This window comes from Bradyrhizobium sacchari, from assembly GCF_002068095.1.
GTDB classification, from domain to species: domain Bacteria; phylum Pseudomonadota; class Alphaproteobacteria; order Rhizobiales; family Xanthobacteraceae; genus Bradyrhizobium; species Bradyrhizobium sacchari.
This window is the reverse complement of record NZ_LWIG01000014.1, coordinates 94,544-119,626: the sequence shown is the minus strand read 5'-3', so window position 1 is coordinate 119,626 and position 25,083 is coordinate 94,544. Positions and strand designations below refer to the sequence as shown.

The following is a 25,083-nucleotide window of genomic DNA, read 5'->3' as shown; positions in this document are numbered from 1 at the left end:
GCAATTGCGTCAGCTTTGCCCGGTCTTGTTTTTCGCCGCGCGATCGGAGGCCGCGGTATCGCCGCCGCCGACGCTCATCCGATTGAGGGATAGCCGCATGCCCTGCGTCGGTGCCGGCGCGCGCTTCGAGCTGAGGGTGCGCGAGTTCACGCCCATCCAGGATATTTCTGACGACAGGCGGCCATATTCGATCTTGGGGCAGCGGTTCATCACCACTTTGATACCGACCGATTCCGCTTTTGCAGCCGCGGCATCATCGCGCGCACCGAGCTGCATCCAGATCACCTTCGGCAGCGGGTCGAGTGTCAGTGCCTCTTCCACGACGGGCATGATGTGGCTGGAATTGCGGAAAATGTCGATCATGTCGACGGGACGACCGATGTCCGACAGCGAGGCGACGAACGGCTTTCCGAGAAGCTCCTTGCCGACATGGCCGGGATTGACAGGGATCATGTCGTAGCCGCGCTGCGCCAGATATTTGAACGCGAAATAGCTCGGCCGCACGTTGACCGGCGAGGCGCCGACCATCGCGATCGACTTCACGCTGTTGAGGATGCCGCGGATGTAATTGTCGGGATAGGCGTCGTGGTTCATCACTTATCTTTTCTTGTTGTCATTGCGAGCGCAGCGAAGCAATCCAGACTGCTACCTGCGGAAAGATTCTGGATTGCTTCGCTGCGCTCGCAATGACGAGGGTCACTCATCCCGCCATGTCGGCGTGCGCTTCTCGATGAAGGCGCCGATGCCTTCTTCGGCGTCGCGTGCCATCATGTTCTCGGTCATCACCTCCGCAGCATAGCGATAGGCATCCGCAAGGCTCATCTCGGCCTGGCGATAGAACGCCTCCTTGCCGAGCTTGACGGTGTATGCGGATTTTAGCGCCACCTGTTGTGCCAGCTCGATCGCGGCACCGAGTTCGGTGCCGGCGGGCACGACGCGGTTGACGAGGCCGATCTCGCGGGCCCGGTCGGCAGGGATCGGCTCGCCCGTCAGCAGCATCTCCATCGCCTGCTTGCGCGGTACGTTGCGCGACAGCGCCACCATCGGCGTCGAGCAGAACAGGCCGATGTCGACGCCGGGCGTCGCGAACTTCGCGTCTTCCGAGGCGATCGCGAGATCGCAGCTGGCGACGAGCTGGCAGCCGGCGGCCGTCGCGATGCCCTGGACGGCAGCGATCACGGGCTTTGGCAGATGCACGACCGCCTGCATCATCGCGCTGCAGGCATTCATCATCTCGGCGAAGAAGGCGCGGCCTCGGTCCGGGTCAGTGCGGCGCGCGGTCAATTCCTTCATGTCGTGGCCGGCGGAGAAGGCGGGACCGTTGGCGGCGATCACGACGCCGCGGACAGCCCTGTCATCGCGGATCTCGTTGAGCTCGGCATGCAGCGCCGCGATCATCGCCGCCGACAGGCTGTTGCGCGCGGCCGGGCGGTTGAGCGTCAGGACGGCGATGCTGCCGACGGTCTCCCGCAGCAGGATCGGCGGTTGCGGGGAGGGGGCGCGGGCGGCCTGGGCGGACATCGAAGCGTTTCCGGTTGGATTATTACATTTAGATGATGCAGATAACCTAATGTAACAAGCAAAGCGAAGCGAGGGTGGGGAACAGCATGGCGTTAGCGAAAATGAGCGTGGCGGAGGTCGAGCAGTTTCTGCGCGACGAGTTTCCCCAGGCCTTCAGCGGCGACGACATCACGATCGAGAGCGCGGACGGCCAGACCTGCCTTTTGCGCCAGCGGTTCAGTGAAAAGATGCTGCGGCCGGGCGGAACCGTGTCGGGCCCGACGCTGATGGCGCTCGCCGATTTCGCGATGTACGTGGTCCTTTTGTCCGCAATCGGGCCAGTTGGGCTGGCAGTCACCACCAATCTCAACATCAATTTCCTCCGCAAGGGTCAGCCGGGCCAGGACGTGCTGGCCGAGGCGCGGCTGCTCAAGCTCGGCAAGCGCCTGGCGGTCGGGGAGGTGAACCTGTTGTCCGGGACCTCGCCCGACCCGATTGCCCATGTCACCTCGACCTATTCCATTCCAAATGTTTGAGCTTTTTGCAGGTAATATAGAACCATATTTATAAACTATTGATTTCGTGCATTTATTTTACGCTTTTGGGCATTGACCGTTGTGCCGCTCTTCTCTAGAAACCCGCGCAGTCCGGTGCGGTGTTCGCGCCGATGCTCCCCGTCCACGGAAACTCTGACATGAAAACCTTTTCGGCAAAGCCGGCTGAGGTGACGAAGAAGTGGGTGCTGATCGACGCCAAGGGTCTGGTCGTCGGCCGTCTCGCCACCATCGTCGCCATGCGCCTGCGCGGCAAGCACCTCCCGACCTACACCCCCCACGTTGATTGCGGCGACAACGTCATCATCATCAACGCGCAGCATGCGGTCCTCACCGGTCGCAAGCGCGAGCAGAAGACCTACTACAAGCACACCGGCTATGTCGGCCACGTCAAGGAGCGCACCGCGCGCCAGATCCTCGAGGGCCGTCATCCCGAGCGCGTGCTCGAGAAGGCCGTCGAGCGCATGATCCCGCGTGGTCCGCTCGGTCGCGTGCAGATGGGCAACCTCCGTGTTTACGGCGGCGCCGATCATCCGCACGAGGCGCAGCAGCCCGAGAAGATCGACATCGCCAAGTTGAACCGCAAGAACACGAGGGCCGCATAACATGGCCGAATCCATCCAGTCGCTCGACCAGCTCTCGCAGCTCAAGACGGCGGCCGCCCCCGAGGCGCCCAAGCACGAGAAGAAGGTCGACAAGTTCAACCGCGCCTACGCCACCGGCAAGCGCAAGGACGCGGTCGCCCGCGTGTGGATCAAGCCGGGCGCCGGCAAGGTCACCGTCAACTCGCGCGAGGTCGAGGTCTATTTCGCCCGTCCCGTGCTGCGCATGATGATCGAGCAGCCGTTCTCGGTGGCCCAGCGTTCGGGCCAGTACGACGTGATCTGCACCGTCGCCGGCGGCGGTCTGTCCGGCCAAGCCGGCGCGGTCCGTCACGGCATCTCCAAGGCGCTCACCTATTTCGAGCCGGAGCTGCGCTCGGTGCTCAAGAAGGGCGGCTTCCTCACCCGCGACTCGCGCGTGGTCGAGCGTAAGAAGTACGGCAAGGCCAAGGCCCGCCGGTCCTTCCAGTTCTCGAAGCGTTAATCGCTTTCGTCGCATTCGCCGCGAAAGCGGCTTCAATGAGATGCAAAAGGGCGCTGATTTTCAGCGCCCTTTTTATTGTTCGTTTGTATGCAAATTGACGACGAGTTTCCGGAAAACTTGCGGACGCGCGAAAACCTGAATGGAACCCGCGGGACATAGCGTCGCATTCGGAAGGGCGCGCAAATCGGATGTGCCGATCGCGTAACTGCTATGTTTTCAAGGGGGCCGACATGATGTCGCTCGATAGCATCACGCTCTATTTGGTTGCCACCATGGTTGCCGCACTGCTCGGCGCCATGATGGTGTTCTTCGGCAAGCAGGAGAACAGTCCTGCGCTGAAATGGTGGGGCACCGCCTATCTGCTCGGTGCCGCCTCCGTCGCACTGTGGACGGCGGCCGGCGAAACGCTGGGGCCGCATCTCTATCTGGCGTTAAATGCCGTCGGCTTCGTGGCCTGCGGCATGGTGTGGAATGCGGCGCGCGTCTTCCACGGCCGCAAGCCGAACTGGCCGGGCCTCGTGCTCGGTGCGCTCGCGTGGGTCGCCGCCGTGACGCTGCTCGATCCCACGGCGTCCATGCTGCGCATGATCATCGGTGCCGGCATCGTCTCGGTCTACGCGGCGGTGACGGCGAGCGAGCTCTGGGTCGAGCGGCGCAAGAGCCTGCAGCGGCGCTGGCCGGCCTTCGTCGTGCCGGTGATGCACGGCTGCGTGCTGATGTTGCCGATCCTGATCGGCAGCTTCCTGCGGCCGTATGATGCCGGCTTCTCCTCGAGCATCTGGGTCACCGTGTTCGCGGTCGAGCTGGTGCTCTACGCCGTCGGCACCGTGTTCGTGATCTTCATGCTGGTGTCGGAGCGCACCGTCACCGCGCACCGGACCGCGGCATCGACCGATCCCCTGACCGGCATGCTCAACCGCCGCGGCTTCTCGGAGGCCTGCGGCCGCGTGATCGATCGCGAGGCCAAGGCCGGACGTCCCGTGACCGTGATGATCTTCGACATCGACCACTTCAAGTCGATCAACGACCGCTTCGGCCATCCCGCCGGCGACGAGATGCTGAAGCTGTTCTCGACCGTGGTCGTCAGCAACTTGCGCATCTCCGACCTCTCGGGCCGCATCGGCGGCGAGGAGTTCGCCGCGCTCCTGCCGTGTTCCCTGGAGGAGGGCGTGCTGGTGGCCGAGCGCGTGCGCGAGGCGTTCGAGACCTCCGGCGTCGTCGTCGATGAGGGCCCGGTCGACACCACCGTCAGCATCGGCGTCGCCGGCGGACCGGCCGGCACCGAGCTCGAGGTGCTGCTGGCCTCGGCCGACACCGCGCTCTACCAGGCCAAGCGCGGCGGCCGTAACCGCGTCGAGGCGGCGGAGGAGCTGCCGCTGTCGCTGGAGAACTGGCGCCGTCAGAGCGCCGCACGGGTCGGTGCGCCGCAAGCGCGTCCGGTCACGGCGTGAGACCAGGGGCGGCCCTGCGGTAAGCCGCTGTTTACCAATCGATCCCTACCATTGCGGTCATGGAATCGATCCGTCGACAGAACCCGCAGGCCGCCCTGATGTTGCTCGAAGCGCAAGCTGCTTCGGCACGCAGCGGCTTCGCCTGCCTGTTCTCGACCGCGGATGAATACGAAACGGCGCTGATCACCGAGCGCCGTGCCCAGGGGCGCTACGCGCAAGGCCCCAGCTATTGGCCGCTCGCGCTGTTCGTCGGTTGTGCGCTGATCGTGGCGGGCACTGTCCTGCTGTTCGCTTGAAGGCGGGCGCATTTTTGCTCCATCAGGGCGCCGTTTCGGCGCCTTTTTCTTTTGGACAGGGTGCGATAGACACGCCCATCGAACAAAAAGGGTGGAAACCGATGATCACCGAGATCGCGCAAATCGACGTCAAGCCGGGCAGCGAGAAGGATTTCGAGGCCGCCGTCGCCAAGGCCAAGGCCGCCTTCGGCCGCGCCAAGGGGTTTCACGGTTTCGAGCTGCACAAGTCGATCGAGAAGCCACAGCGCTACCGGCTGATGGTGAAGTGGGCGACGCTGGAAAACCACACCGTCGATTTCCGCGGCTCGGAGAATTTCACCGAATGGCGCGGCCTCGTCGGCCAGTATTTTGCGGCGCCCCCGGAGGTCGAGCACACCGAGACCGTGCTGACGACCTGAGCGAGGTCAGGCCGCCTCCGCGAGGGGCGGCGCCTCATACGTCTTGAAATGGTCGATCATGACCTTGGCGATGGCGACCAGCGGGAGCGCCAGCGCAAGGCCCCAGATTCCGAACACGACGCCGAGCAGGATCTGGAACGCGAACAGCGTGGCCGGCGGGATGTCGAGCGCCTGCCGCTGCAGGAGCGGCGTCAGCACGTAACTCTCCATGGCGTGGACCACCATGAAGAGCAGAAAGGCCGACAGCGCCGGGATCCAGCCGGAGGCGAGGCTCGCGAGCACCACGACGACGCCGGCGATGATGGCGCCGACGGTCGGGATGAAGGCGAGCAGGCCGGCCTGAATCCCCAGGATGAACGAGCCGGGGATGCCGATGATGGCGAGCCCGATCCAGGTCACGACGCCGACCGCGATCATGACGATGATCTGTGCCATCAGCCAACGCTCCAGCGTCTCACCGATGCGGTCGATGACGAGCGCGACGCGGGTGCGGTGCCTGGCGGGCGCGAGGAACAGCAGGCCGTCGTGATAGACGCTGGGCTGCGCGGCGAAGGCGAGCCCCAGAAACAGCACAATGAAGATGTTGCCGACGCCGTGTATGGTGCCGAGCAGCAGCTTGAAGGTCTGGCTCACGATCGCGCCGCCGCTGGAGGCCAGTGCGCCGGCGCCAGGCAACGAACCCCGTTGCGCCGAGGACGGCGTAGGCGTCGAGTCCGGGGGCGTCGCGGCCGAGGAGTCGGACGCGCCGTTGCCGAAGTCGAAGAAGCTGGTGTCGATCCCATGATTATCCAGGAAGGATTTCACGGTGCCAATCTGCGACTTGATGGTCTTGCTGAGCACCGAGGCCTGATCGGCGATAGTGGCGCCGCCGAGATAAGCGACGCCGGCGAGCAGCACCGCAAGCGTGACGCAGACGATCGCTAGCCGCGCCGCATGCGGCAGGTGAACGCGGCGCCCCAGCACGCCGGTCAGCGCATTGAGGCCGAGGCCGAGCAGCATACCGGCGAAGATCAGCAGGAGCGTCGTGGCAAAATACCAGGTGAAGACCAGCATGGCCGTAAACAGCACCACGCCGATGCCGCCGACCGAGATGGCCCAGGCAAGATCGCTGCGGGTCGTCCGGAGCCGTTCATCTCTGGAAATGGTCACATCGGGTCCTTTTCGGAAGGCTGCCGGCCGCCACTCTTTCGCGAAAGTCCATCGGGGATCAAGCCGGGCTGAAGTGCCGATTTGAGCGTCCGACCTGAAAGGATCAACGTTCCGGGCGCCAAAAAGGGGCCTATCCGCGCGACGGCCCCGGATTTGCGCGAAAATAGCATTGCCGTCCCGCGATCCCTTCTGTTGAATTTGTTCCATTCGGGGGGCATGTTTGGAGAATCTTCTTAGCGCGGGAGGTCGGAAGGACAGATGAGAAAGCCGGTCGTCGGCGTGATCGGGAATTCCCATCGCGTCGAGAATCGATTTCAGGTCCAGATGGTCGGCGAGCGAAACCTGCGCGCCGTGGCCGAGGTCTCCGGTGGCTTGCCGGTGATGTTCGCGGGTTCACCCGATATCACCGACATCGGGGCGCTGCTCGATACCGTCGACGGCATCATCCTCACCGGCGCCCGGGCCAACGTGCATCCGACCCGCTTCAACGTCGATCCTTGCGAGAAGCACGAGCCCTACGACATCCATCGCGACGAGGTTGCACTGGCGCTGTCGGTGGCCTGCGTCGCCCGCGGTGTGCCGCTGTTCGGCATCTGCCGCGGCCTGCAGGAGATGAACGTCGCCTTCGGCGGCTCGCTGCATCCCGAGATCCGCGAAATCCCGGGCCGCATGAACCATCGCATGCCCCGGCTCGAGAACGGCGAGATCCATCCCGATCCGACGGTGGTGTTCGCCGACCGTCACGACGTCGACCTGACGCCCGGAGGCGCCTTCGCAAAAATCCTCGGCTGCGAGAAGATCAGGGTCAATTCGCTGCATGGCCAGGGCATCCTCGATCCCGGCAAGCGCGTGCTGATCGAGGGCGTCGCCGAGGACGGCACCATCGAGGCGATCCGCATCGCGGAGGCCCCGACCTTTGCGCTCGGCGTACAATGGCATGCGGAATACGACCCGCAGCACAATCCCATCAACCGCAAGCTGTTCGAGGCTTTCGGCGCAGCGCTGGTCGCGCGGCAGAGGGCGGCGGCGTAGGGCAGACTCTTATTCCGCCGTCGTTGTGAAGGCGGGGAGATTGCCGGAGACTACGCTATGTATTCAAGGCGCTCTCCAAATTCGGACGGGATAAACCAATCAGTAGGAATTGGTCCGCCCTGATTTTTGCGGCTCTGATTTGTTCTTTGAGAACGAAGTGGAGTCAGATGGAGAACGAAGGCTGACGGCGCGAACGCGCGAGGTGTTGGTGCTGTTGCCGCGGCCGACGATCTCCGCTGAAACCGTCGAAAATGAAGCGGCCATCTGGCTGTCCCAACTCCAATTCCCTCCTCAAACGTGACAAATTTTCAGACATTGAGAAGAGCGGACGAAAATAGCTGCATGACGTCGGAGTGCACGAATGAGCCCTTCCGGAGCCTTGATCGCCATCCTGCCGTGTAATGACCTTGACGCGTCGGAGCGATTCTACAATCGCTTGGGCTTTGCGCGCCCGGACAGTGAAAGGCCTGCTCCGGGAGTGCCCGACACCTATCGCATGTTGTCGAACGGGAAGGGCGGATATCTACATCTGACGGACGCGGTCGAGGGATGGCTAACGCCGGGCAGAAACCCTTTTGGGCTTTATCTTTACCTCGAGAATGTTGATGCTGCAGCGCGCGAATTTCAGCAATCTCCCGAAGACAAACCGTGGGGGATGTACGAATTTGCGATCTCTGACCCAGATGAAACGTTGGTTCGTGTCGGTTGGCCAACCCATCTCCGCGCCGGGGTGCAATAATTCGTCTGCAACTCCCCATCGTGGCATTTTTGGCTGCTGCGCTAACTGGGTAGCCTCACGCCGTCCGCTCCGTCCGTCGCGCGCGATACGCTTGCGGTGACATCAAGGTGAGCTTGCGGAATGCCTTGCGAAAGCTGCTTTCGTCCTCATAGCCGGCGGCGCGGGCGATGGTCTTCACCGGCTGCGCCGTCGTCTCCAGGAGCGTGCGCGCATGCTCGACGCGGCGGCGCATGATGAAGGCCTGCGGCGGCTCGTGCGTCAGCTCCTGAAACTTGCGGTTCAGCGTGCGCTCGCTGAGGCCGAGCGCGCCCGCGAGGCGCTTGACCGTCATCGGCCGTTTACCGGTGCGGCGAACCAGAAGGTCAGCCCTGGTGAGCAGCGGGTCCTGCGACAGCAGATAGCCGACGGGCATGAAGATCGACTGGGTGCGCTGCGCGGTGTCGATCACGACGTAGTCCGCGCAGAGTTTGGCGATGTCCTTCCCATCCACCATCTCGATCAGCCTGAGCAGGAGGTCGACCCACGACATCGGTCCGGCCGCACAGACGATGCGGTCCGCGACCGTGATGACGGCGTCGGCCGCGAGCTCGATCGCGGGATGACGCTGTCGCAGCTCGCCTTGCAGCCACCAGGTGATGGTGGCGCGGCGGTTATNNCCCGCCAGCAGGAACACGCCGCTGCAAAAGGCGCCGATCAGCCGGCCGTTCGCATGCTGTTGCCGCAGCCACGCGCCCGCACGGGCATATTGCGGCTGCAGGCGTTTTGCCGTGACGTGATCGACGAGGTTGCCGGGGACGAGGATCGCGTCGAAGCCGCCGCGTCTGCCGATCGCGCCATCGACCGCGACCATCTGGCCGCCGCCGGCGCGCACGTCCCGGCCGTCGAGCGATAGCGTCTGCCAGGCGAAGCTGGCTTTTGCGCCGCTTTGCTGCATCACGTGATTGGCGAGCGACAGGACGTCGGCGACGCCTGATATCGCCGAGTGCATGCAACCTTCCAGCGCGAGAATTGCGAGCTTCATGGAGCCTCCAGGCGGGATGCGGCGATCCTAGCCGATCACCGCGCGGGCTGGTGGCGGAAATTGCCCGATCTCTGGCTTATCCGCCACTGCCCGGCCGCGCCCGCCGGGTCCAAATTCGCCGGGTCGTCACACGACATGATTGGAGAGAGACATGCCTTACATCACCATTTCCACCGTCCGCGGCATCCTGGACGCCGCGCAGAAGAAGATGCTGCTCGAACGCATCACCGACCTGATGGTCGAGGTCGAAGGGCAGGGCAGCCCGGATTTCCGCCGCAACGTCTGGGTCAGGATCGAGGAGCAGGAGCCATCGCACTGGTCGCTCGGCGGCATGCAGCCGACGAGCGAGATCATCGCGAGCACGTTCGGTGCGATCGGAGCCGATGGCGTGAGGGTGGCGCGGTAGCAGCGCCGGGCGCTGGGGCGGATCGGGCCTGTCCTCAAGGCATGGTCCGCCACGGCCTCTGCTCAACCGATCAGATCGCCATCCCGCACGGCCTTCCCATTGCGTTGCACAATCGCAACGCTGGTCTCCGCGCGCAGGATTGAGGTTCTCAAAGGGGAACACCATATCCTCTGCAAGGGAGCCCTTGCCGTGCAGACCATGAAGGCGGCCCTCGTTGCGGCGATCACCGTCGTGGCTTTGACCTGCTGTCTCCTTCCCAGCTCAGCGGAGGAGAGCGGCCGTGTCGCACTGATTGTTTCGATCGACGGGGCCATTGGCCCGGCGTCAGCCAGCTATGTGAAGGAAGCTTTGGTCAAGGCGAGCGAACGGCGCGCCGAGGTCGTGCTTCTGAGGATGAACACGCCCGGCGGCCTCAACTCCAGCATGCGCGAGATCATCGCGGATGTGCTCGCCTCGCCCATCCCTGTCGTCGGCTACGTCGCTCCCTCCGGCGCCCACGCGGCGAGCGCGGGGACCTATATCCTCTATGCGACCCACATTGCGGCGATGGCGCCAGGCACCAATATTGGTGCCGCGACGCCGGTGCAGATTGGCGGGCCGCCGGGGCTGCCGGGCGGGACGCCGGACAAGGGCGGCAAGGACAAGAAGGACGGCGACCAGCAGAGCGAGAAGGATCAGCTCAAGGATCCAATGACGGCGAAGGCGACCAATGATGCGGTCGCTTTCATCCGCAGCCTTGCGGAGCTGCGCGGCCGCAATGTGGATTGGGCGGAGAAGGCGGTCCGAGAGGCTGCCACGCTCTCTGCCAACGGCGCGCTCGAGGCGCATGCCATCGATCTCGTCGCGCGCGATCAGTCCGAATTGCTGAGACAGCTCGACGGCCGTGTGGTGGAGGTCGCGGGCGGCAAGACGCAACGCCTTGCGACGAAGGATGCCGTCGTTGAAGCCATCGATCCCGGACGGATATCCCGCTTCCTGGCGATCATCACCGATCCGAATGTGGCGTTCATTCTCCTGATGGTCGGCATCTACGGCCTGATCTTCGAATTCATGTCTCCCGGTGCCGTCGCCCCGGGAGTCGTCGGAGCGATCTGCCTGTTGATCGGCCTCTATGCGCTCAATCTGCTGCCGGTCAATTATGCCGGCTTCGCCCTGATGCTGGTCGGGCTCGTGCTTCTCGCCATCGAAGCCTTCAACCCGACCGTGGTGATCGGTCTCGGAGGAATCATCGCTTTCGTGCTGGGAGCCCTGATGCTCTTCAGGGGCGAGGCGCCTGGCTACCAGCTGTCGTGGTGGGTGATCGGCGTCACTGCGGCCGTCTTCGTCGGCTTTGCCGTCGTCGTGCTTGGTTCACTTCGGCGCATCCGCAAGGCGCCTGCCCTGGTCGGCGCGAAGGCCATGCGAGGCTTGCCCGCGGAGGTTCTCGACTGGAGCGGGAACGAAGGCCATGTCTTCGCCCACGGGGAGCGCTGGCAGGCGCGCGGTGCCGAAACATTCACGCCCGGAGAGATGGCCGAAGTCGCCAACGTCGTCGACCTGACGCTGCTGATACGGCGCGCACCGGCCCGAACCGGCGAGGGAGGTACCTCATGATGCTGGAATATCTGACTTATGCGGCGCTCGCGCTGCTCGTCGTCATGTTTCTATCCCAGGCCATTCGAATCCTCCGCGAATACGAGCGTGGCGTCGTCTTTACACTCGGCCGCTTCACCGGCGTGAAGGGACCGGGCCTCATCCTCCTCATTCCGGTCGTGCAGCAGCTCGTCAAGGTCGATCTCCGGGTGATGGTGCAGGTCGTGCCGCCGCAGGACGTGATTTCGCGGGACAACGTCTCCGTCAAGGTCAACGCCGTTCTGTACTTCCGCATCGTCGATCCCGAACGTGCCATTATCAAGGTCGGCGACTACATGGCCGCCACGAGCCAGCTCGCCCAGACCACGTTGCGCTCGGTGCTCGGCAAGCACGAGCTCGACGAGATGCTCGCCGAGCGCGACAGGTTGAACGCCGACATCCAGGAGATCCTCGACAAGCAGACCGACGTCTGGGGCATCAAGGTCACCGGCATCGAGATCAAGGACATCGATATCAACGAAACCATGGTTCGCGCCATTGCCAAACAGGCCGAGGCGGAGCGCTTGCGGCGGGCCAAGGTGATCAATGCGATGGGCGAGCAGCAGGCTGCTGAAAAGCTCGTCGAAGCTGGCCGGATTCTCGCGCAGGAGCCCCAGGCGATGCAGCTGCGTTATTTCGCGGCTCTGCACGACATCGCGGGCGAGCGGTCGTCGACCGTCGTCTTTCCACTGCCGACGGGTTTGCTTGATCATTTTATGCCGCGGCGGGACAACCCATAGGGAACGCAGCAGGCTGACCCATCTTCGGCCTCAATGCGCGTATCGAATGTCGATCCCTACTTAAACGGGAGGACAATTCGATGAGGAAGCCTACCGCCGGCCCAGCCAGCTCTCGCCAACGTCGAACATCCATGCTCGCCATTCCACTGCTATCCTTGGCGCTCTGGTCCGGCGGCATCGGCGCAGCGGCGCACGCTGCAGAGCCGGGCAAGGACGCGGCCGGCAGCCTGCCGCGCATTCTCGTGCTTGCGACGGGAGGCACCATCGCGGGCCAGGCCGATCCGCGTGCGACCGGTGCGTACAAATCCGGCCAGATCACGGGGGAACAGCTGATGGCGTCGGTGCCGGGCCTCGACAAGCTCGCGAAGCTGAACGCCGAGCAGATCTCGTCGATCGGGTCGCAGGACATGAACGACAAGGTCTGGTTCGCGCTGGCCCGCCGCATCCAGGACGCCTTCGACAAGAACGAAGCCGACGGCGTCATCATCACCCATGGCACGGATACGCTGGAGGAGACCGCGTTCTTTCTCGACAACGTGGTGCGCGGCGACAAGCCGGTGGTGATCGTCGGCTCGATGCGGCCGGCCTCCGCGGTCAGCGCCGACGGCCCCGGCAATCTCTACGAGGCGGTGCAGGTCGCCGCCGACCCGCGCTCGCGCGGCCGCGGCGTCATGGCCGTGCTGAACGACAAAATTCAGGGCGCGCGCTCGGTGACCAAGACCAACACCACGAGCATCGAGACCTTCGGCTCGCCCAATGACGGCCCGATCGGCTATGTCGACACCGCCGGCGGCATCCGTTTCCTGACCCAGGCCGGCGGCTTCAAGCGCGCGACCTATCAGCTGCCGGCGGGCGAGCAATTGCCGCGCGTCGAGATCGTCTACTCGCACGCCAACATGGACGCCGTTCCGATCGAGGATGCCATCTCGCACGGCGCCAAGGGCATCGTGCTGGCCGGCGTCGGCGACGGCAATACGTCCAAGTCCGCCCTCGATGCGCTGGAAGCTGCCGCGAAGAAGGGCATCCTCGTCGTCCGCTCGACGCGGGTTCGCTCCGGCTTCGTCACCCGGAACGTCGAGGTGGACGACGACAAGAACGGGTTTGTCGTGTCCGAGGATCTCAATCCGCAGAAGGCGCGTGTGCTCACCCAATTGCTGATCGCCAGCGGCGTGACGGCGCCGGCCGAGCTGCAGAAGGCCTTCACGGCGACGTGGTAGCGGCCGATGCCAAACGAAAAGGCGCTCCCTTCGGAGCGCCTTTTGTTTGTTGCAGAGAGTTCGAGCCGTTTAGCCCGAATAGTACATGTCGAACTCAACCGGGTGCGGGGTCATTTCGAAGCGCTCGACTTCGGTCATCTTCAGCTCGATGTAAGCGTCGATGAAGTCGTCGTCGAACACGCCGCCGTTCTTGAGGAAGCCGCGGTCCTTGTCGAGGTTTTCCAGCGCTTCGCGGAGCGAGCCGCAGACGGTCGGGATCTGCTTCAGCTCTTCCTTCGGCAGGTCGTAGAGGTCCTTGTCCATCGCCGGACCCGGATCGATCTTGTTCTTGATGCCGTCGAGGCCGGCCATCAGCATCGCGGCGAAGCCGAGATAGGGATTGGCAAGCGGATCGGGGAAGCGCACCTCGACGCGCTTGGCCTTCGGCGAAGCGGTGTAGGGGATGCGGCAGGACGCCGAGCGGTTGCGCGCGGAGTAGGCGAGCAGCACCGGGGCCTCATAGCCCGGGACCAGACGCTTGTAGGAGTTGGTCGACGGGTTGGTGAAGGCGTTGATCGCCTTGGCGTGCTTGATGATGCCGCCGATGTAGTGCAGGCAGGTTTCCGACAGGTCGGCATACTTGTTGCCGGCGAAAACCGGCTTGCCGTCCTTCCAGATCGACTGGTGCACGTGCATGCCCGAGCCGTTGTCGCCATAGACCGGCTTCGGCATGAAGGTGGCGGTCTTGCCGTAGATATGTGCGACCTGGTGGATGCAGTACTTGTAGATCTGCAGGTGGTCGGCCATCAGCGTCAGCGTGTCGAACTTCATGCCGAGCTCGTGCTGGGCGGACGCGACCTCGTGGTGATGCTTCTCGACCTTGACGCCCATCTTGGCCATGGCACCGAGCATCTCGGAGCGCATGTCCTGCACGGAGTCCTGCGGCGGGACGGGGAAGTAGCCTGCCTTGGTGCGGATGCGGTGACCGAGGTTGCCACCCTCATATTCCGTGTCGGTGTTGGTCGGCAGTTCCGAGGAGTCGAGGCGGAAACCGGTGTTGTAGGGGCTGGAGGAGAAGCGCACGTCGTCGAACACGAAGAATTCGGCTTCGGGGCCGACGAACACGCTGTCGCCCACGCCCATCGACTTCACCATGGCTTCCGCCTTCTTGGCGATGCCGCGGGGGTCGCGGTTGTAGGGCTCGCCCGTGGTCGGCTCGAGCACGTCGCAGGTGATGACCATCGTGGTCTCGGCGAAGAACGGGTCGATAGTCGCGGTCACCGGATCGGGCATCAGGCACATGTCGGACTCGTTGATCGCTTTCCAGCCGGCGATCGAGGAGCCGTCGAACATCGTTCCTTCGGCGAAAATGTCCTCATCGATCATGCTGACGTCGAACGTGACGTGCTGCCACTTGCCGCGCGGATCGGTGAAGCGCAGGTCGACGTATTTGACGTCGTTGTCCTTGATCGATTTCAGGACGTCTTTGGCGGTCTTCATGCATACCCCTTTTGGCTCTGCGGGTCGGTTTCCAGGTGAGCAGATTCGTTCTCGCTTTCGGCGAGTTGGCGCAACCGCACAAACGAAATCAGGCCGCCGAAGCAGCCTTTTTTCTTTCAGAGTGTCGCAAAATTCGGGATAGCACCCGGCTCAGATAGCGTCCAGCCCGGATTCGCCGGTCCGGATGCGGATCGCCTCTTCGATGTTGGAGACGAAGATCTTGCCGTCGCCGATGCGCCCGGTTTGCGCGGCGCGGCGGATTGCGTCGATGGCGCGCTCGACCAGATCGTCGCCGATCACGATCTCGATCTTCACCTTGGGCAGGAAATCGACGATGTATTCTGCGCCGCGGTAAAGCTCGGCGTGACCCTTCTGCCGGCCGAAGCCCTTGGCCTCGGTGACGGTGATGCCCTGAAGGCCGACTTCCTGAAGCGCTTCCTTCACCTCGTCGAGCTTGAACGGCTTGATGATGGCTTCGATTTTCTTCACTGCGCGCCTCCCGGCCTTTCGATCAAATAGCAACGTCTTCGTCAGGATGCGCTTTTCTTAACGCACGATGTTGTCTTCGCGATGCCGGGATCCCTGACCAGTCCGGCAACAACGGCCGGCCACACCCTGATAAATGCCAGTGAGCACGACAAACCGAAGCGGCTTCCTCGAAAGCAGGGTCTATGCCAAGTTGCAAATGCCCTGATTATTGGAGCGTTATCAGCCTTTTAACGAGCATCTCTGATAGGTGGTGCCGACCGGGCCAAAATACCGAAGACTACGAAATAGGCAAACAGTTCAGTATCTGTGCAGATCGGCGTTCCCGGCGACGGATCGGCACAAAAGATGCCTGTTGAAGAGGCGTTTGTACCAGGGAAGTGGCATGGAAGTTCTGACCAACGCCGAAATGCAGCGCGCCGACCAACTCGCGATCGCGGCCGGGACCCCCGGCTTCAAGCTGATGCTGAGCGCGGGCCAGGCGGTTGCGGGGGCCGCCAATGCGCTGGTGGAGGAGGGGCCGATCCTGATCGTGGCCGGTCCCGGCAACAATGGCGGTGACGGTTTTGTCGCAGCCGCCGAGCTCGCTGCGCAAGGCCGCGAGGTCTCGGTGATCCTGATGTGCGAGCGCGACCAGCTCCAGGGCGATGCGGCCTCCGCGGCGCGCGGCTGGAAGCATCCGGTGCTGCCGTTCAATCCGCAGGCGATCGGAAGACCCGCGCTGATCATTGACGCGTTGTTCGGCGCGGGCCTCAGCCGCCCCGTCGAGGGCGAGGCGCGGGAGATGATCGAGGCGATCAACGCCAACGGCGCGCCAGTGCTTGCGGTGGACCTGCCGAGCGGCATCAACGGCACCAGCGCCGCCGTGCTGGGCACGGCGGTCAATGCCACCGAGACCGTCACCTTCTTCCGCAAGAAGCCGGCGCATCTGCTGCTGCCCGGACGGATGCATTGCGGGCGGGTGCGGGTTGCCGACATCGGTATCGACCCACAGGTGCTGGACGAGATCGGCCCGCAGATTTTCGAGAACGATCCGGATTGCTGGGGCGCTGCGTTTCCGGTGCCGCGCATCGACGGCCACAAATACGCCCGAGGCCACGTGCTCGCGGTCTCGGGCGACGCAGCCGCGACCGGCGCGGCGCGGCTCGCCGCGCGCGGCGCGCTACGGGCCGGCGCCGGGCTGGTGACGCTCGCCACACCGCGCGATGCGCTCGCGATCAATGCCGCGGCGCTCACCGCGGTGATGGTGCGCCCCGTCGATACCGTGGTCGAGTTCGGCGAACTACTCGGTGACAAGCGCTACAACACCTGCATCATCGGTCCCGGCGCCGGCGTCGGTGAGCGCACCTGCGACGTGGTGCATACCGCGCTCACCGCGCAGCGGCATCTGGTGCTGGACGCGGACGCGCTGACGAGCTTTGCCGCAAACCCCGAGCGCCTGTTTGAATCGATCAAATCCTCGCAGGACACAGCCGTGGTGCTGACGCCGCACGAGGGCGAGTTTCCGCGCCTGTTCTCCGATCTCAGCAACAAGCATCCGGGCCGCTCCAAGCTCGAGCGCGTGCGCGCCGCCGCCGAACGCTCCGGCGCGGTGGTGCTGCTGAAGGGGCCCGATACCACCATCGCCGCGCCCGATGGCCGCGCCACCATCGCCGCCAACGCGCCGCCTTGGCTCGCCACCGCCGGCGCTGGTGACGTGCTCTCCGGCATCATCGCTGGGCTCTTGGCGCAGGGCGTGCCGGCCTTCGAAGCCGCCAGCATCGGCGTGTGGATGCATGGCGAGGCGGCAAGCGAGGCGGGACCGGGATTGATCGCGGAGGACCTGACCGAGACGCTACCGGCCGTGCACCGGCGGATCTATGATGCGCTCGGCGTAGAATACTGAGCGCTCACTCCACCCCATACCACCGCACCAGCCGCGGCGCCGCCCAGTCGGTCACGACGGATTCGAGCAGCCATCGTCCGGGCGAGGTCGCTGCGAACGCGACGCGCTGGGTCTGGCCGGGCTCGATCGCGAGCGTGTCGAGCCAATAGGGCTTCCAGCCGTCGTCGAGCTTGTCGAGCACGCGGAAGGGATGGCCGTGCAGGTGGAACACGCTCGTGACAGGGGCGGGGTTCTTGAGGGCCAGCACGACGGTGCGGCCGGCCTTGGCGCGGAAGGCCGGGGCGGAGTCCGTGGAGAAGTTTGCGGGCCGAGCCCAGCCCGCATCGGGGGCGCCGAGCGCGACATCGAACCGCAGGGCGCCCCTCAGATCGAGCTTTTCGGGAAGGTCGTTCGAAGGCAGCGGCTGCGGGGCGAACAGCGGCACGCGCCGCTCCAGCGAGCCGGTGATCGCAAGGCTCCCGATCTGGCGCGCCTCCTTGCCGTCATGCAGCAGGAATGTGGCCGATGTGGCCGTATCCACAAAGGCGTCGGCGCGTCCGCCTGGGGCCAGCACCAAGGCGCCGTTGCGCGCCGGGAACGGCTCGGCCGGCTGCCCGTCCAGGGCCATCACGCGGACTTCGTGGCTCTCCAATTTGATAGCCAGGACAGTACGTTGCGAGCCATTGATGAAGCGCAGCCGCAGTCGCTGATTGCCCATCGCTGAGAGTTCGAATGAAGTCTGCCCGTTGATTGTGTAGAGCGGGGTCGTGTCCTTCGGGTCCCTGCCCGGGGGCACGGCCGTGCCATCCGGCCGCAGCCGCCATTCCTCGATCAGCAGGATCTCGTCGCGATCGACGGCAACGGGGCTGGTCTCGGCCGCGATGATCGGAAGCGGGCGCGCGGGCTGCTTCAGGCCGTCCTCGAAGAGCCGGAAGTCAGCCAGCAGGGTTCCTGCGTTAGGTATTGAAACGATTGACGTTTCGGTCGTGTCCGGTGCTGTGGGTGCCCGTCCCCGGAGCGGATCTGCCGCGGCCGGAGCATTGAGGCCGTCCCAGACTGGGGCAAGCGGCACAGGCAGGTCGTTGCGGAACACCACCTCACACCGGTCGCCGCGCTTGAGTCGGACGTTCCTGAGGTGGCTTACGGCGGCCAGCTCCCAGATTGGTGTAGCCGGCTGACCTGATCTCAGAGCCAGTGTTGCGGGCCTTGCCTGAAGCGCGAGCTGGGCGGTCACGGACGGGCCGGCGCCGCCGGCGATCAGTCCTGCCGCCGAGGCCCCGAGGCCTGCCAAAACCTCGCGCCGGTTAGGGTCAAAAATCCGCGGTTTCATGGGGTGATCCGGACCACGCCGCGCTGGATAAGTCCAGCCATCGTGCCTACTTGAAGCCTGCCTCCATCGGGCCATTTTTTTGCTGCGAACAGTCAGGCGCATGCTATAAGCCCGGCCGCCCGCGGCATCGCGGCCGGTCTTGATGCAAATTCACGCGGGCGTGGCGGAACTGGTAGACGCGCTGGATTTAGGTTCCAGTGACGAAAGTTGTGGGGGTTCGAGTCCCTCCGCCCGCACCAAGCGCTTATCGCGTTTGCACGGATTACGAGGCCTGCTCCTCGCGGATGGTTGTCCGCCTGAAGCCGGCCCGCTGAACCACCGGCGTTGAGGCGTTTGCCTCGCGCCGGATCGATTAATGACAGCGTCCCGACGCATGCGCGCCTGGACCGAACGAAAAGAAGATTGGACGCCATGCAGGTCACAGAGACCCTCTCGGAAGGTTTGAAGCACGAGTTCAAGATCAGCGTTCCTGCGTCTGATCTCGACGCCAAGGCCGGCGCCAAGCTCGTCGATCTCAAGGACAAGGTCCGCATCAACGGCTTCCGTCCCGGCAAGGTGCCGGTGACGCATCTGAAGAAGGTTTACGGCCGCTCGGTGATGGCCGAGACCATCGACCAGACTATCCGCGACACCAACACGCAGCTGTTCTCCGAGCGCGGCTTCCGTCTCGCGACCGAGCCGAAGATCACCATGCCGACCGAGCAGGCTGAGGTCGAGGAGCTGTTGAACGGCAAGACCGATCTGACCTACACGGTCGCGATCGAGGTGGTGCCGTCGATTGCGCTCGCCGACTTCAAGACTTTCCAGGTCGAGAAGCCCGTTGCTGACGTGACCGATTCCGACGTTGACGAGGCGATCAAGCGCATCGCGGACAGCAACCGCGGTTATGCCGCGAAGGGTGAGGGCGAAAAGGCCGCCTCCGGCGATCGCGTCACCATCAACTTCAAGGGCACCATCAACGGCGAAGCCTTCGAGGGCGGCACCGGCGAAGGCATCCAGGTCGTGATCGGCTCCAACACCTTCATTCCCGGCTTCGAGGAGCAGCTGATCGGCATCGGCGCGAATGAGACGCGCACACTGAAAGTGTCGTTCCCGAAGAACTACATGAGCGAGAAGCTCGCCGGCCAGCCGGCCGAGTTCGAGACCACAGCGACGACGATCGAGGCGCCGCAGGACGTTGCGATCAACGACGAGTTCGCCAAGACGCTCGGCCTGGAATCGCTGGACAAGCTGAAGGAAGCCGCGCGCGAGCGTCTGGTTGCCGAGTTCGCCACCGCGACGCGCCAGCGCGTCAAGCGCGCACTGCTCGACCGCCTCGACGAAGCGCATCGCTTCGAGGCGCCGCCCTCGCTGGTCGACGAGGAGTTCAATCTGATGTGGAACTCGGTCAAGGCCGAGATGGACTCCGCCGGCAAGACCTTTGCCGACGAGGACACCACTGAGGACAAGGCGAAGGAAGAGTACCGCAAGATCGCCGACCGCCGCGTGCGGCTCGGCCTGGTGCTCTCCGAGATCGGCGAGAAGAACAAGATCACCGTGACCGACGACGAGGTCGGCCGCGCCGTGATCGAGCGCGCCAGGCAGATGCCCGGCCGCGAGAAGGAGGTCTGGGACTATTATCGCAGCAACGCCCAGGCGCTGGCTCAGCTTCGTGCGCCGATCTACGAGGACAAGGTCGTCGACTTCATCCTCGAGCTCGCCAACGTGACCGAGAAGAAGGTTTCGCGCGAGGATCTCTACAAGGACGACGAGGCGGAAAAGACCGCGGCCTGAAGGCCTTGAGGCAGTCTTCTATTAAGGATGATCAAGGAAGAGGCCCAGCTAGCCAGATGGCCGGCTGGGCCTCTTTGCGCGAATCAGCTTCAACTGCCCGGCGGATTAAGCCTTAATGCGCTTCGCACTTGTCAGGCGCGAATTGGGCTATATCTGTCGCTACATCCTACAAGTCCTGCATCACGGGACGTCCATCGGCCTTCCGGCACATCCAGCCTCAAACTGGCAGCCAAGACTGGCGATGTCCGCCTCCTAAAACCCTAGGTGACTCATGCGCGATCCGGTTGAAACCTACATGAACCTCGTGCCCATGGTGGTCGAGCAGACCAACCGTGGCGAGCGCGCCTACGACATTTTCTCGCGCCTGCTGAAGGAGCGCATCATCTTCGTGACCGGTCCGGTCGAAGACGGCATGTCGACGCTGATCGTCGCGCAGCTCTTGTTCCTCGAGGCGGAAAATCCGAAGAAGGAAATCTCGATGTACATCAACTCGCCGGGCGGCGTGGTGACGTCGGGTCTCGCGATCTACGATACCATGCAGTTCATCCGCCCGCCGGTCTCGACGCTGTGCACCGGCCAGGCCGCCTCGATGGGCTCGCTGCTGCTCGCCGCCGGCGAGAAGGACATGCGCTTCTCGCTGCCGAACGCGCGCATCATGGTGCACCAGCCCTCCGGCGGCTTCCAGGGCCAGGCCACCGACATCATGCTGCATGCTCAGGAAATCCTGAACCTGAAGAAGCGGCTCAACGAAATCTACGTGAAGCACACCGGCCAGACCTACAAGTCGATCGAGGATGCGTTGGAACGCGACAAGTTCCTGACCGCCAACGACGCCAAGGAGTTCGGCCTGGTCGACAAGGTCATCGACAAGCGCGCCGAGGAACCGGCGCCGGCGAAGGCCCCGTAGCACTACCGGACTGCAACCGGCGATCTCCGGGATCGCCGGGGTCCAATCAGGGCGGCGTTCACGCTAGGTGCGCGTCTGCGCATTGCAAAACGTCGTTTTGCGCCCTGCGACAGGCAGAAAGTTCCGCTTTCGTGCTTGTTTTTCGTGGCAATCCAGCAACGCCGGGGTGATTTCGGTCACTTCGTCCGTGCCAAGACCGGAAATCACGGTATTGTCACGGGTAGCCGGCGACCCCCGATTAGCGAATTCTTGATAGTCGGGTGACAGCATGGTTGGCTACGATTGATCGGCTATGATCGCGGGAGAATCGAGTGACCGTGATTCGCACGGGATGTAGTAACGCGTAGGTCTTTTTTGGTACGGAATTTGCTCTATTTGAACTTCATACCGGCCATCGTGTCGGAATGGAGCGATCGAGCGGAACGGGATCGAACCGCGGACGGAGACATGAATGAGTAAGGTCGGCACGAGCGACTCCAAGAACACGCTGTATTGCTCGTTCTGCGGCAAGAGCCAGCACGAAGTGCGCAAACTGATCGCGGGTCCCACGGTCTTCATTTGCGACGAGTGCGTCGAGCTCTGCATGGACATCATCCGCGAGGAGAACAAATCCTCGCTGGTCAAGTCGCGCGACGGCATTCCGACGCCGAAGGAAATCTGCAAGGTGCTGGACGACTACGTGATCGGCCAGAGCCATGCGAAGAAGGTCCTGTCGGTCGCGGTGCACAACCACTACAAGCGCCTCAACCACCAGACCAAGCACAACGACGTCGAGCTCGCGAAGTCGAACATCCTGCTGATCGGTCCGACCGGCTCGGGCAAGACGCTGCTCGCGCAGACGCTCGCCCGCATCCTGGACGTGCCGTTCACGATGGCGGATGCGACCACGCTGACCGAAGCCGGCTATGTCGGTGAGGACGTCGAGAACATCATCCTGAAGCTGCTCCAGGCCGCCGACTACAATGTCGAGCGCGCTCAGCGCGGCATCGTCTACATCGACGAAATCGACAAGATCAGCCGCAAGTCGGACAATCCCTCGATCACGCGCGACGTGTCGGGTGAGGGCGTGCAGCAGGCGCTGCTCAAGATCATGGAGGGCACGGTGGCTTCGGTCCCGCCGCAGGGCGGCCGCAAGCATCCGCAGCAGGAATTCCTGCAAGTGGATACCACCAACATCCTGTTCATCTGCGGCGGTGCGTTCGCCGGCCTCGAGAAGATCATCTCGGCGCGCGGCCGGTCCACCTCGATCGGTTTTGCGGCCCAGGTGATGGCGCCGGAGGATCGCCGGACCGGCGAGATCTTCCGTCACGTCGAGCCCGAGGATCTACTGAAGTACGGTCTCATCCCCGAATTCGTCGGCCGTCTGCCCGTCGTGGCGACGCTCGAGGATTTGGACGAGACCTCGCTGAAGAAGATTCTCACCGAGCCGAAGAACGCGCTGGTGAAACAGTACCAGCGGCTGTTCGAGATGGAGAACATCGAGCTGACCTTCGCCGATGAGGCGCTTGGCGCGGTCGCCCGCAAGGCGATCGAGCGCAAGACCGGTGCGCGTGGTCTGCGTTCGATCCTCGAGGCGATCCTGCTCGAGACCATGTTCGACCTGCCGGGCCTGGAAGGTGTGGAAGAAGTCGTGATCTCCCGCGAAGTCGTGGAAGGCACGGCCCGTCCGCTCTACATCTACGCCGATCGGACCGATCGCGCGGTCGAGAATGCCAGCGCCTGATTTCGCGGCGCTGGAACGCTCCAATCGTCTCATCGAGCTGGGCTGCGGACGTGTATCTCCGCAGCTGGTGTTGCGTCGCTTATCTGCGTGCGTAAGCGCCTGATGGCGCGCGTTTTTCAATGACTTGACACCCCCCCGGTCGATAGCCACCTAATGTCGGCGGCGAGCGAGAATTCTGTTCAAGATTCGCCTCAGTTCCGATCCGGCAAGCCCGGTCCAACCTTGCAATGGTAGGCTGGTTTTTCGGATCACCTCGGCACCTTGTGGCGGTTGCGCATGAAGACGGCGGGCTGCGTGCAAGGGGGCAAAGCAAAAGGAAAAGGCCATGACTAATCCAAAACCCCGGCCAACCATCGTTCACGGCGAAACGCACGCCTATCCCGTGCTGCCGCTGCGCGACATCGTCGTCTTCCCGCACATGATCGTTCCGCTCTTCGTCGGCCGCGAGAAGTCGATCCGCGCGCTCGAAGAGGTGATGAAGAACGACGCGCTGATCATGCTCGCGACGCAGAAGAACGCGTCCGACGACGATCCGGCGCCCGATGCCATTTACGAGACCGGTACGCTCGCCAGCGTGCTCCAGCTCTTGAAGCTTCCCGACGGTACCGTGAAGGTGCTGGTCGAAGGGCTCGAGCGTGCGCGCGTGCAGAAGTATACCGATCGCGCTGATTACTATGAAGCGACCGCGGTCGCGCTCGCCGACACCGATGCGAAGTCGGTCGAGGCCGAAGCGCTGGCGCGCTCGGTCGTGTCCGACTTCGAGAGCTATGTGAAGCTCAACAAGAAGATCTCGGCCGAGGTCGTCGGCGTCGTTCAGGCGATCACCGATTTCGCCAAGCTCGCGGACACGGTCGCCTCGCATCTCGCCGTCAAGATCGCGGACCGCCAGGGCATCCTGGAGACGCTGTCCGTCACCACGCGTCTTGAGAAGGTGCTGGGCCTGATGGAGAGCGAGATCTCGGTGCTGCAGGTCGAGAAGCGCATCCGCTCGCGCGTCAAGCGCCAGATGGAGAAGACCCAACGCGAGTACTATCTCAACGAGCAGATGAAGGCGATCCAGAAGGAACTCGGCGACGACGACGGTCGCGACGAGCTCGCCGATCTCGAGGAGAAGATCGCCAAGACCAAGCTCTCCAAGGAAGCGCGCGAGAAGGCGCAGCATGAATTGAAGAAGCTGCGCCAGATGTCGCCGATGTCCGCGGAAGCGACCGTCGTGCGCAACTATCTGGATTGGCTGCTGTCGATTCCGTGGAACAAGAAGTCCAAGGTGAAGAAGGACCTGGGGGCCGCGCAGGCCATCCTGGACTCCGATCATTACGGGCTGGAGAAGGTCAAGGAACGCATCGTCGAGTATCTCGCCGTGCAGTCCCGCGCCAACAAGCTGACCGGACCGATCCTGTGCCTCGTCGGGCCTCCCGGCGTCGGCAAGACCTCGCTCGGCAAGTCGATCGCGAAGGCGACGGGACGTGAGTTCGTGCGCGTGTCGCTCGGCGGCGTGCGCGACGAGGCCGAGATCCGCGGTCACCGCCGCACCTATATCGGCTCGATGCCCGGCAAGATCATCCAGTCGATGCGGAAGGCGAAGTCGTCCAATCCGCTGTTCCTGCTGGACGAGATCGACAAGATGGGCGCCGATTTCCGCGGCGATCCGTCCTCGGCGCTGCTCGAGGTCCTCGATCCCGAGCAGAACGGGACCTTCAACGACCACTATCTCGAGGTCGACTACGACCTGTCCAACGTGATGTTCATCACGACCGCGAATACGCTGAATATTCCAGGTCCCCTGATGGACCGCATGGAGATCATCCGGATCGCGGGCTACACCGAGAACGAGAAGGTCGAGATCTCGCGCAAGCACCTGATCCCGAACGCGGTGTCCAAGCACGGCCTGGACTCCAAGGAGTTCTCGATCGACGACGACGCGCTGCTGCTTCTGATCCGCCGCTACACCCGCGAAGCGGGCGTGCGTAACCTGGAGCGTGAGCTCTCCACACTCGCCCGCAAGGCGGTGAAGGAGCTGATGATCTCCAAGAAGAAGTCGGTCAAGGTCACCGAGAAGACTCTGGAAGAGCTGCTCGGCGTGCCGAAGTACCGCTTCGGCGAGATCGAGAGCGAGCCGCAGGTCGGCATCGTCACCGGCCTTGCCTGGACCGATGTCGGCGGCGAGCTGCTGACGATCGAAGGCGTCATGATGCCCGGCAAGGGCAAGATGACGGTCACGGGCAATCTGCGCGACGTGATGAAGGAGTCGATCTCTGCGGCGGCGTCCTACGTCCGCTCGCGGGCGATCAACTACGGCATCGAGCCGCCGATGTTCGACC

26 protein-coding genes, 1 tRNA gene and 1 pseudogene are annotated in these 25,083 nt (G+C 63.7%); 18 read left to right on the top strand and 10 right to left on the bottom strand.

The window, feature by feature from the left end:
• Positions 1–9: 9 nt before the first annotated feature.
• Both A5906_RS19360 and A5906_RS19355 read right to left on the bottom strand, forming a co-directional pair.
• On the bottom strand, positions 10–594 hold the full coding sequence (locus A5906_RS19360) for a CoA-binding protein (RefSeq protein ID WP_080136968.1): 585 nt from the start codon (positions 592–594) through the stop codon (positions 10–12).
• A gap of 102 nt (positions 595–696) precedes the next feature.
• Positions 697–1,521, bottom strand: coding sequence for an enoyl-CoA hydratase (locus A5906_RS19355; RefSeq protein ID WP_080136967.1), 825 nt, complete (start codon positions 1,519–1,521; stop codon positions 697–699).
• Between the two features lie 86 nt (positions 1,522–1,607).
• On the opposite strand from A5906_RS19355, the gene A5906_RS19350 reads away from it, so the two are divergent.
• The 6 genes from A5906_RS19350 to A5906_RS19325 all read left to right on the top strand — a co-directional run bounded on the left by A5906_RS19350 (position 1,608) and on the right by A5906_RS19325 (position 5,285).
• A complete protein-coding gene (locus A5906_RS19350) occupies positions 1,608–2,036 on the top strand; it encodes a PaaI family thioesterase (protein ID WP_080136966.1) in 429 nt (142 codons plus the stop codon).
• 158 nt (positions 2,037–2,194) lie between these two features.
• Positions 2,195–2,659: a 50S ribosomal protein L13 gene (gene rplM / locus A5906_RS19345; protein WP_018642440.1), complete on the top strand. Its 465-nt coding sequence runs from the start codon at positions 2,195–2,197 to the stop codon at positions 2,657–2,659.
• Position 2,660: 1 nt separating this feature from the next.
• On the top strand, positions 2,661–3,140 hold the full coding sequence (gene rpsI / locus A5906_RS19340; RefSeq protein WP_018642439.1) for a 30S ribosomal protein S9: 480 nt from the start codon (positions 2,661–2,663) through the stop codon (positions 3,138–3,140).
• Positions 3,141–3,370: 230 nt separating this feature from the next.
• The gene (locus tag A5906_RS19335) at positions 3,371–4,591 is read left to right on the top strand and encodes a GGDEF domain-containing protein (RefSeq protein ID WP_080136965.1); all 1,221 of its coding nucleotides are present in this window, start codon (positions 3,371–3,373) and stop codon (positions 4,589–4,591) included.
• Between the two features lie 59 nt (positions 4,592–4,650).
• The gene (locus tag A5906_RS19330; protein ID WP_080136964.1) at positions 4,651–4,887 is read left to right on the top strand and encodes a hypothetical protein; all 237 of its coding nucleotides are present in this window, start codon (positions 4,651–4,653) and stop codon (positions 4,885–4,887) included.
• A 101-nt stretch (positions 4,888–4,988) separates the two neighbouring features.
• Complete coding sequence (locus A5906_RS19325) at positions 4,989–5,285, top strand: antibiotic biosynthesis monooxygenase family protein (protein ID WP_080136963.1); 297 nt, start codon at positions 4,989–4,991, stop codon at positions 5,283–5,285.
• A 6-nt stretch (positions 5,286–5,291) separates the two neighbouring features.
• Here the strand turns inward: A5906_RS19325 and A5906_RS19320 are convergent, their stop codons facing one another.
• Positions 5,292–6,434, bottom strand: a complete 1,143-nt coding sequence (locus tag A5906_RS19320; protein WP_080136962.1) for an AI-2E family transporter — start codon at positions 6,432–6,434, stop codon at positions 5,292–5,294.
• Positions 6,435–6,692: 258 nt separating this feature from the next.
• Here A5906_RS19320 and A5906_RS19315 point away from each other — a divergent pair, with 258 nt between their 5' ends.
• Positions 6,693–7,466: a gamma-glutamyl-gamma-aminobutyrate hydrolase family protein gene (locus A5906_RS19315; RefSeq protein ID WP_080136961.1), complete on the top strand. Its 774-nt coding sequence runs from the start codon at positions 6,693–6,695 to the stop codon at positions 7,464–7,466.
• A gap of 99 nt (positions 7,467–7,565) precedes the next feature.
• Here A5906_RS19315 and A5906_RS42605 read toward each other — a convergent pair whose 3' ends face one another.
• Complete coding sequence (locus tag A5906_RS42605; RefSeq protein ID WP_161495410.1) at positions 7,566–7,730, bottom strand: hypothetical protein; 165 nt, start codon at positions 7,728–7,730, stop codon at positions 7,566–7,568.
• A gap of 97 nt (positions 7,731–7,827) precedes the next feature.
• Here A5906_RS42605 and A5906_RS19310 point away from each other — a divergent pair, with 97 nt between their 5' ends.
• Positions 7,828–8,205 carry a VOC family protein gene (locus tag A5906_RS19310; RefSeq protein WP_080136960.1) on the top strand — a complete coding sequence of 126 codons (378 nt, stop codon included), beginning with the start codon at positions 7,828–7,830 and terminating at the stop codon, positions 8,203–8,205.
• Between the two features lie 55 nt (positions 8,206–8,260).
• Here A5906_RS19310 and A5906_RS44710 read toward each other — a convergent pair.
• Both A5906_RS44710 and A5906_RS44705 read right to left on the bottom strand, forming a co-directional pair.
• Positions 8,261–8,859 (bottom strand): annotated as a pseudogene (locus A5906_RS44710) (GlxA family transcriptional regulator); the annotation flags it as partial.
• A gap of 2 nt (positions 8,860–8,861) precedes the next feature.
• A partial coding sequence (locus A5906_RS44705; protein ID WP_245326827.1) for a DJ-1/PfpI family protein occupies positions 8,862–9,226 on the bottom strand: 365 nt, incomplete at its 3' end.
• Between the two features lie 151 nt (positions 9,227–9,377).
• On the opposite strand from A5906_RS44705, the gene A5906_RS19300 reads away from it, so the two are divergent.
• The 4 genes from A5906_RS19300 to A5906_RS19285 all read left to right on the top strand — a co-directional run bounded on the left by A5906_RS19300 (position 9,378) and on the right by A5906_RS19285 (position 13,200).
• Positions 9,378–9,632 (top strand): tautomerase family protein, encoded by a 255-nt coding sequence (locus A5906_RS19300; RefSeq protein ID WP_080136958.1) that lies wholly within the window; start codon positions 9,378–9,380, stop codon positions 9,630–9,632.
• A 189-nt stretch (positions 9,633–9,821) separates the two neighbouring features.
• On the top strand, positions 9,822–11,225 hold the full coding sequence (locus tag A5906_RS19295; RefSeq protein WP_080136957.1) for an NfeD family protein: 1,404 nt from the start codon (positions 9,822–9,824) through the stop codon (positions 11,223–11,225).
• The gene (locus A5906_RS19290) at positions 11,222–11,983 is read left to right on the top strand and encodes a slipin family protein (RefSeq protein ID WP_080136956.1); all 762 of its coding nucleotides are present in this window, start codon (positions 11,222–11,224) and stop codon (positions 11,981–11,983) included. Before A5906_RS19295 ends, A5906_RS19290 begins: the two co-directional genes overlap by 4 nt.
• 131 nt (positions 11,984–12,114) lie before the next feature.
• Entirely contained in the window at positions 12,115–13,200 is a 1,086-nt protein-coding gene (locus A5906_RS19285; RefSeq protein WP_245326796.1) for an asparaginase, read from the top strand.
• Positions 13,201–13,269: 69 nt separating this feature from the next.
• On the opposite strand, the gene glnA is transcribed toward A5906_RS19285, so the two are convergent.
• On the bottom strand, positions 13,270–14,679 hold the full coding sequence (gene glnA / locus A5906_RS19280; RefSeq protein WP_014494828.1) for a type I glutamate--ammonia ligase: 1,410 nt from the start codon (positions 14,677–14,679) through the stop codon (positions 13,270–13,272).
• A 150-nt stretch (positions 14,680–14,829) separates the two neighbouring features.
• Entirely contained in the window at positions 14,830–15,168 is a 339-nt protein-coding gene (locus A5906_RS19275; RefSeq protein WP_007603495.1) for a P-II family nitrogen regulator, read from the bottom strand.
• 382 nt (positions 15,169–15,550) lie between these two features.
• Between A5906_RS19275 and A5906_RS19270 the strand changes: the two genes are divergently transcribed.
• Complete coding sequence (locus A5906_RS19270) at positions 15,551–17,050, top strand: NAD(P)H-hydrate dehydratase (RefSeq protein WP_080136954.1); 1,500 nt, start codon at positions 15,551–15,553, stop codon at positions 17,048–17,050.
• Positions 17,051–17,054: 4 nt separating this feature from the next.
• On the opposite strand, the gene A5906_RS19265 is transcribed toward A5906_RS19270, so the two are convergent.
• Positions 17,055–18,359 (bottom strand): multicopper oxidase family protein, encoded by a 1,305-nt coding sequence (locus tag A5906_RS19265; RefSeq protein ID WP_080136953.1) that lies wholly within the window; start codon positions 18,357–18,359, stop codon positions 17,055–17,057.
• A 154-nt stretch (positions 18,360–18,513) separates the two neighbouring features.
• On the opposite strand from A5906_RS19265, the gene A5906_RS19260 reads away from it, so the two are divergent.
• The 3 genes from A5906_RS19260 to A5906_RS19250 all read left to right on the top strand — a co-directional run bounded on the left by A5906_RS19260 (position 18,514) and on the right by A5906_RS19250 (position 21,039).
• Positions 18,514–18,598: transfer RNA gene (locus A5906_RS19260), tRNA-Leu, on the top strand.
• Between the two features lie 172 nt (positions 18,599–18,770).
• On the top strand, positions 18,771–20,132 hold the full coding sequence (gene tig, locus A5906_RS19255) for a trigger factor (protein WP_080136952.1): 1,362 nt from the start codon (positions 18,771–18,773) through the stop codon (positions 20,130–20,132).
• A gap of 271 nt (positions 20,133–20,403) precedes the next feature.
• Entirely contained in the window at positions 20,404–21,039 is a 636-nt protein-coding gene (locus A5906_RS19250) for an ATP-dependent Clp protease proteolytic subunit (RefSeq protein WP_027559514.1), read from the top strand.
• Between the two features lie 63 nt (positions 21,040–21,102).
• Here the strand turns inward: A5906_RS19250 and A5906_RS41495 are convergent, their stop codons facing one another.
• Complete coding sequence (locus tag A5906_RS41495; RefSeq protein ID WP_136615347.1) at positions 21,103–21,309, bottom strand: hypothetical protein; 207 nt, start codon at positions 21,307–21,309, stop codon at positions 21,103–21,105.
• A 181-nt stretch (positions 21,310–21,490) separates the two neighbouring features.
• Here A5906_RS41495 and clpX point away from each other — a divergent pair, with 181 nt between their 5' ends.
• The gene (gene clpX / locus A5906_RS19245; RefSeq protein ID WP_018642420.1) at positions 21,491–22,762 is read left to right on the top strand and encodes an ATP-dependent Clp protease ATP-binding subunit ClpX; all 1,272 of its coding nucleotides are present in this window, start codon (positions 21,491–21,493) and stop codon (positions 22,760–22,762) included.
• A gap of 325 nt (positions 22,763–23,087) precedes the next feature.
• A partial coding sequence (lon, locus tag A5906_RS19240) for an endopeptidase La (RefSeq protein ID WP_245326795.1) occupies positions 23,088–25,083 on the top strand: 1,996 nt, incomplete at its 3' end.

What these genes read in the sequence shown, in the direction of transcription:
- A5906_RS19360 (WP_080136968.1), bottom strand. Translation starts at nt 594, where the DNA reads ATGAACCACGACGCCTATCCCGACAATTACATCCGCGGCATCCTCAAC.
- A5906_RS19355 (WP_080136967.1), bottom strand. Translation starts at nt 1,521, where the DNA reads ATGTCCGCCCAGGCCGCCCGCGCCCCCTCCCCGCAACCGCCGATCCTG.
- A5906_RS19350 (WP_080136966.1), top strand. Translation starts at nt 1,608, where the DNA reads ATGGCGTTAGCGAAAATGAGCGTGGCGGAGGTCGAGCAGTTTCTGCGC.
- rplM (WP_018642440.1), top strand. Translation starts at nt 2,195, where the DNA reads ATGAAAACCTTTTCGGCAAAGCCGGCTGAGGTGACGAAGAAGTGGGTG.
- rpsI (WP_018642439.1), top strand. Translation starts at nt 2,661, where the DNA reads ATGGCCGAATCCATCCAGTCGCTCGACCAGCTCTCGCAGCTCAAGACG.
- A5906_RS19335 (WP_080136965.1), top strand. Translation starts at nt 3,371, where the DNA reads ATGATGTCGCTCGATAGCATCACGCTCTATTTGGTTGCCACCATGGTT.
- A5906_RS19330 (WP_080136964.1), top strand. Translation starts at nt 4,651, where the DNA reads ATGGAATCGATCCGTCGACAGAACCCGCAGGCCGCCCTGATGTTGCTC.
- A5906_RS19325 (WP_080136963.1), top strand. Translation starts at nt 4,989, where the DNA reads ATGATCACCGAGATCGCGCAAATCGACGTCAAGCCGGGCAGCGAGAAG.
- A5906_RS19315 (WP_080136961.1), top strand. Translation starts at nt 6,693, where the DNA reads ATGAGAAAGCCGGTCGTCGGCGTGATCGGGAATTCCCATCGCGTCGAG.
- A5906_RS42605 (WP_161495410.1), bottom strand. Translation starts at nt 7,730, where the DNA reads ATGGCCGCTTCATTTTCGACGGTTTCAGCGGAGATCGTCGGCCGCGGC.
- A5906_RS19310 (WP_080136960.1), top strand. Translation starts at nt 7,828, where the DNA reads ATGAGCCCTTCCGGAGCCTTGATCGCCATCCTGCCGTGTAATGACCTT.
- A5906_RS19300 (WP_080136958.1), top strand. Translation starts at nt 9,378, where the DNA reads ATGCCTTACATCACCATTTCCACCGTCCGCGGCATCCTGGACGCCGCG.
- A5906_RS19290 (WP_080136956.1), top strand. Translation starts at nt 11,222, where the DNA reads ATGATGCTGGAATATCTGACTTATGCGGCGCTCGCGCTGCTCGTCGTC.
- A5906_RS19285 (WP_245326796.1), top strand. Translation starts at nt 12,115, where the DNA reads ATGCTCGCCATTCCACTGCTATCCTTGGCGCTCTGGTCCGGCGGCATC.
- glnA (WP_014494828.1), bottom strand. Translation starts at nt 14,679, where the DNA reads ATGAAGACCGCCAAAGACGTCCTGAAATCGATCAAGGACAACGACGTC.
- A5906_RS19270 (WP_080136954.1), top strand. Translation starts at nt 15,551, where the DNA reads ATGGAAGTTCTGACCAACGCCGAAATGCAGCGCGCCGACCAACTCGCG.
- A5906_RS19265 (WP_080136953.1), bottom strand. Translation starts at nt 18,359, where the DNA reads ATGAAACCGCGGATTTTTGACCCTAACCGGCGCGAGGTTTTGGCAGGC.
- tig (WP_080136952.1), top strand. Translation starts at nt 18,771, where the DNA reads ATGCAGGTCACAGAGACCCTCTCGGAAGGTTTGAAGCACGAGTTCAAG.
- A5906_RS19250 (WP_027559514.1), top strand. Translation starts at nt 20,404, where the DNA reads ATGCGCGATCCGGTTGAAACCTACATGAACCTCGTGCCCATGGTGGTC.
- A5906_RS41495 (WP_136615347.1), bottom strand. Translation starts at nt 21,309, where the DNA reads ATGCTGTCACCCGACTATCAAGAATTCGCTAATCGGGGGTCGCCGGCT.
- clpX (WP_018642420.1), top strand. Translation starts at nt 21,491, where the DNA reads ATGAGTAAGGTCGGCACGAGCGACTCCAAGAACACGCTGTATTGCTCG.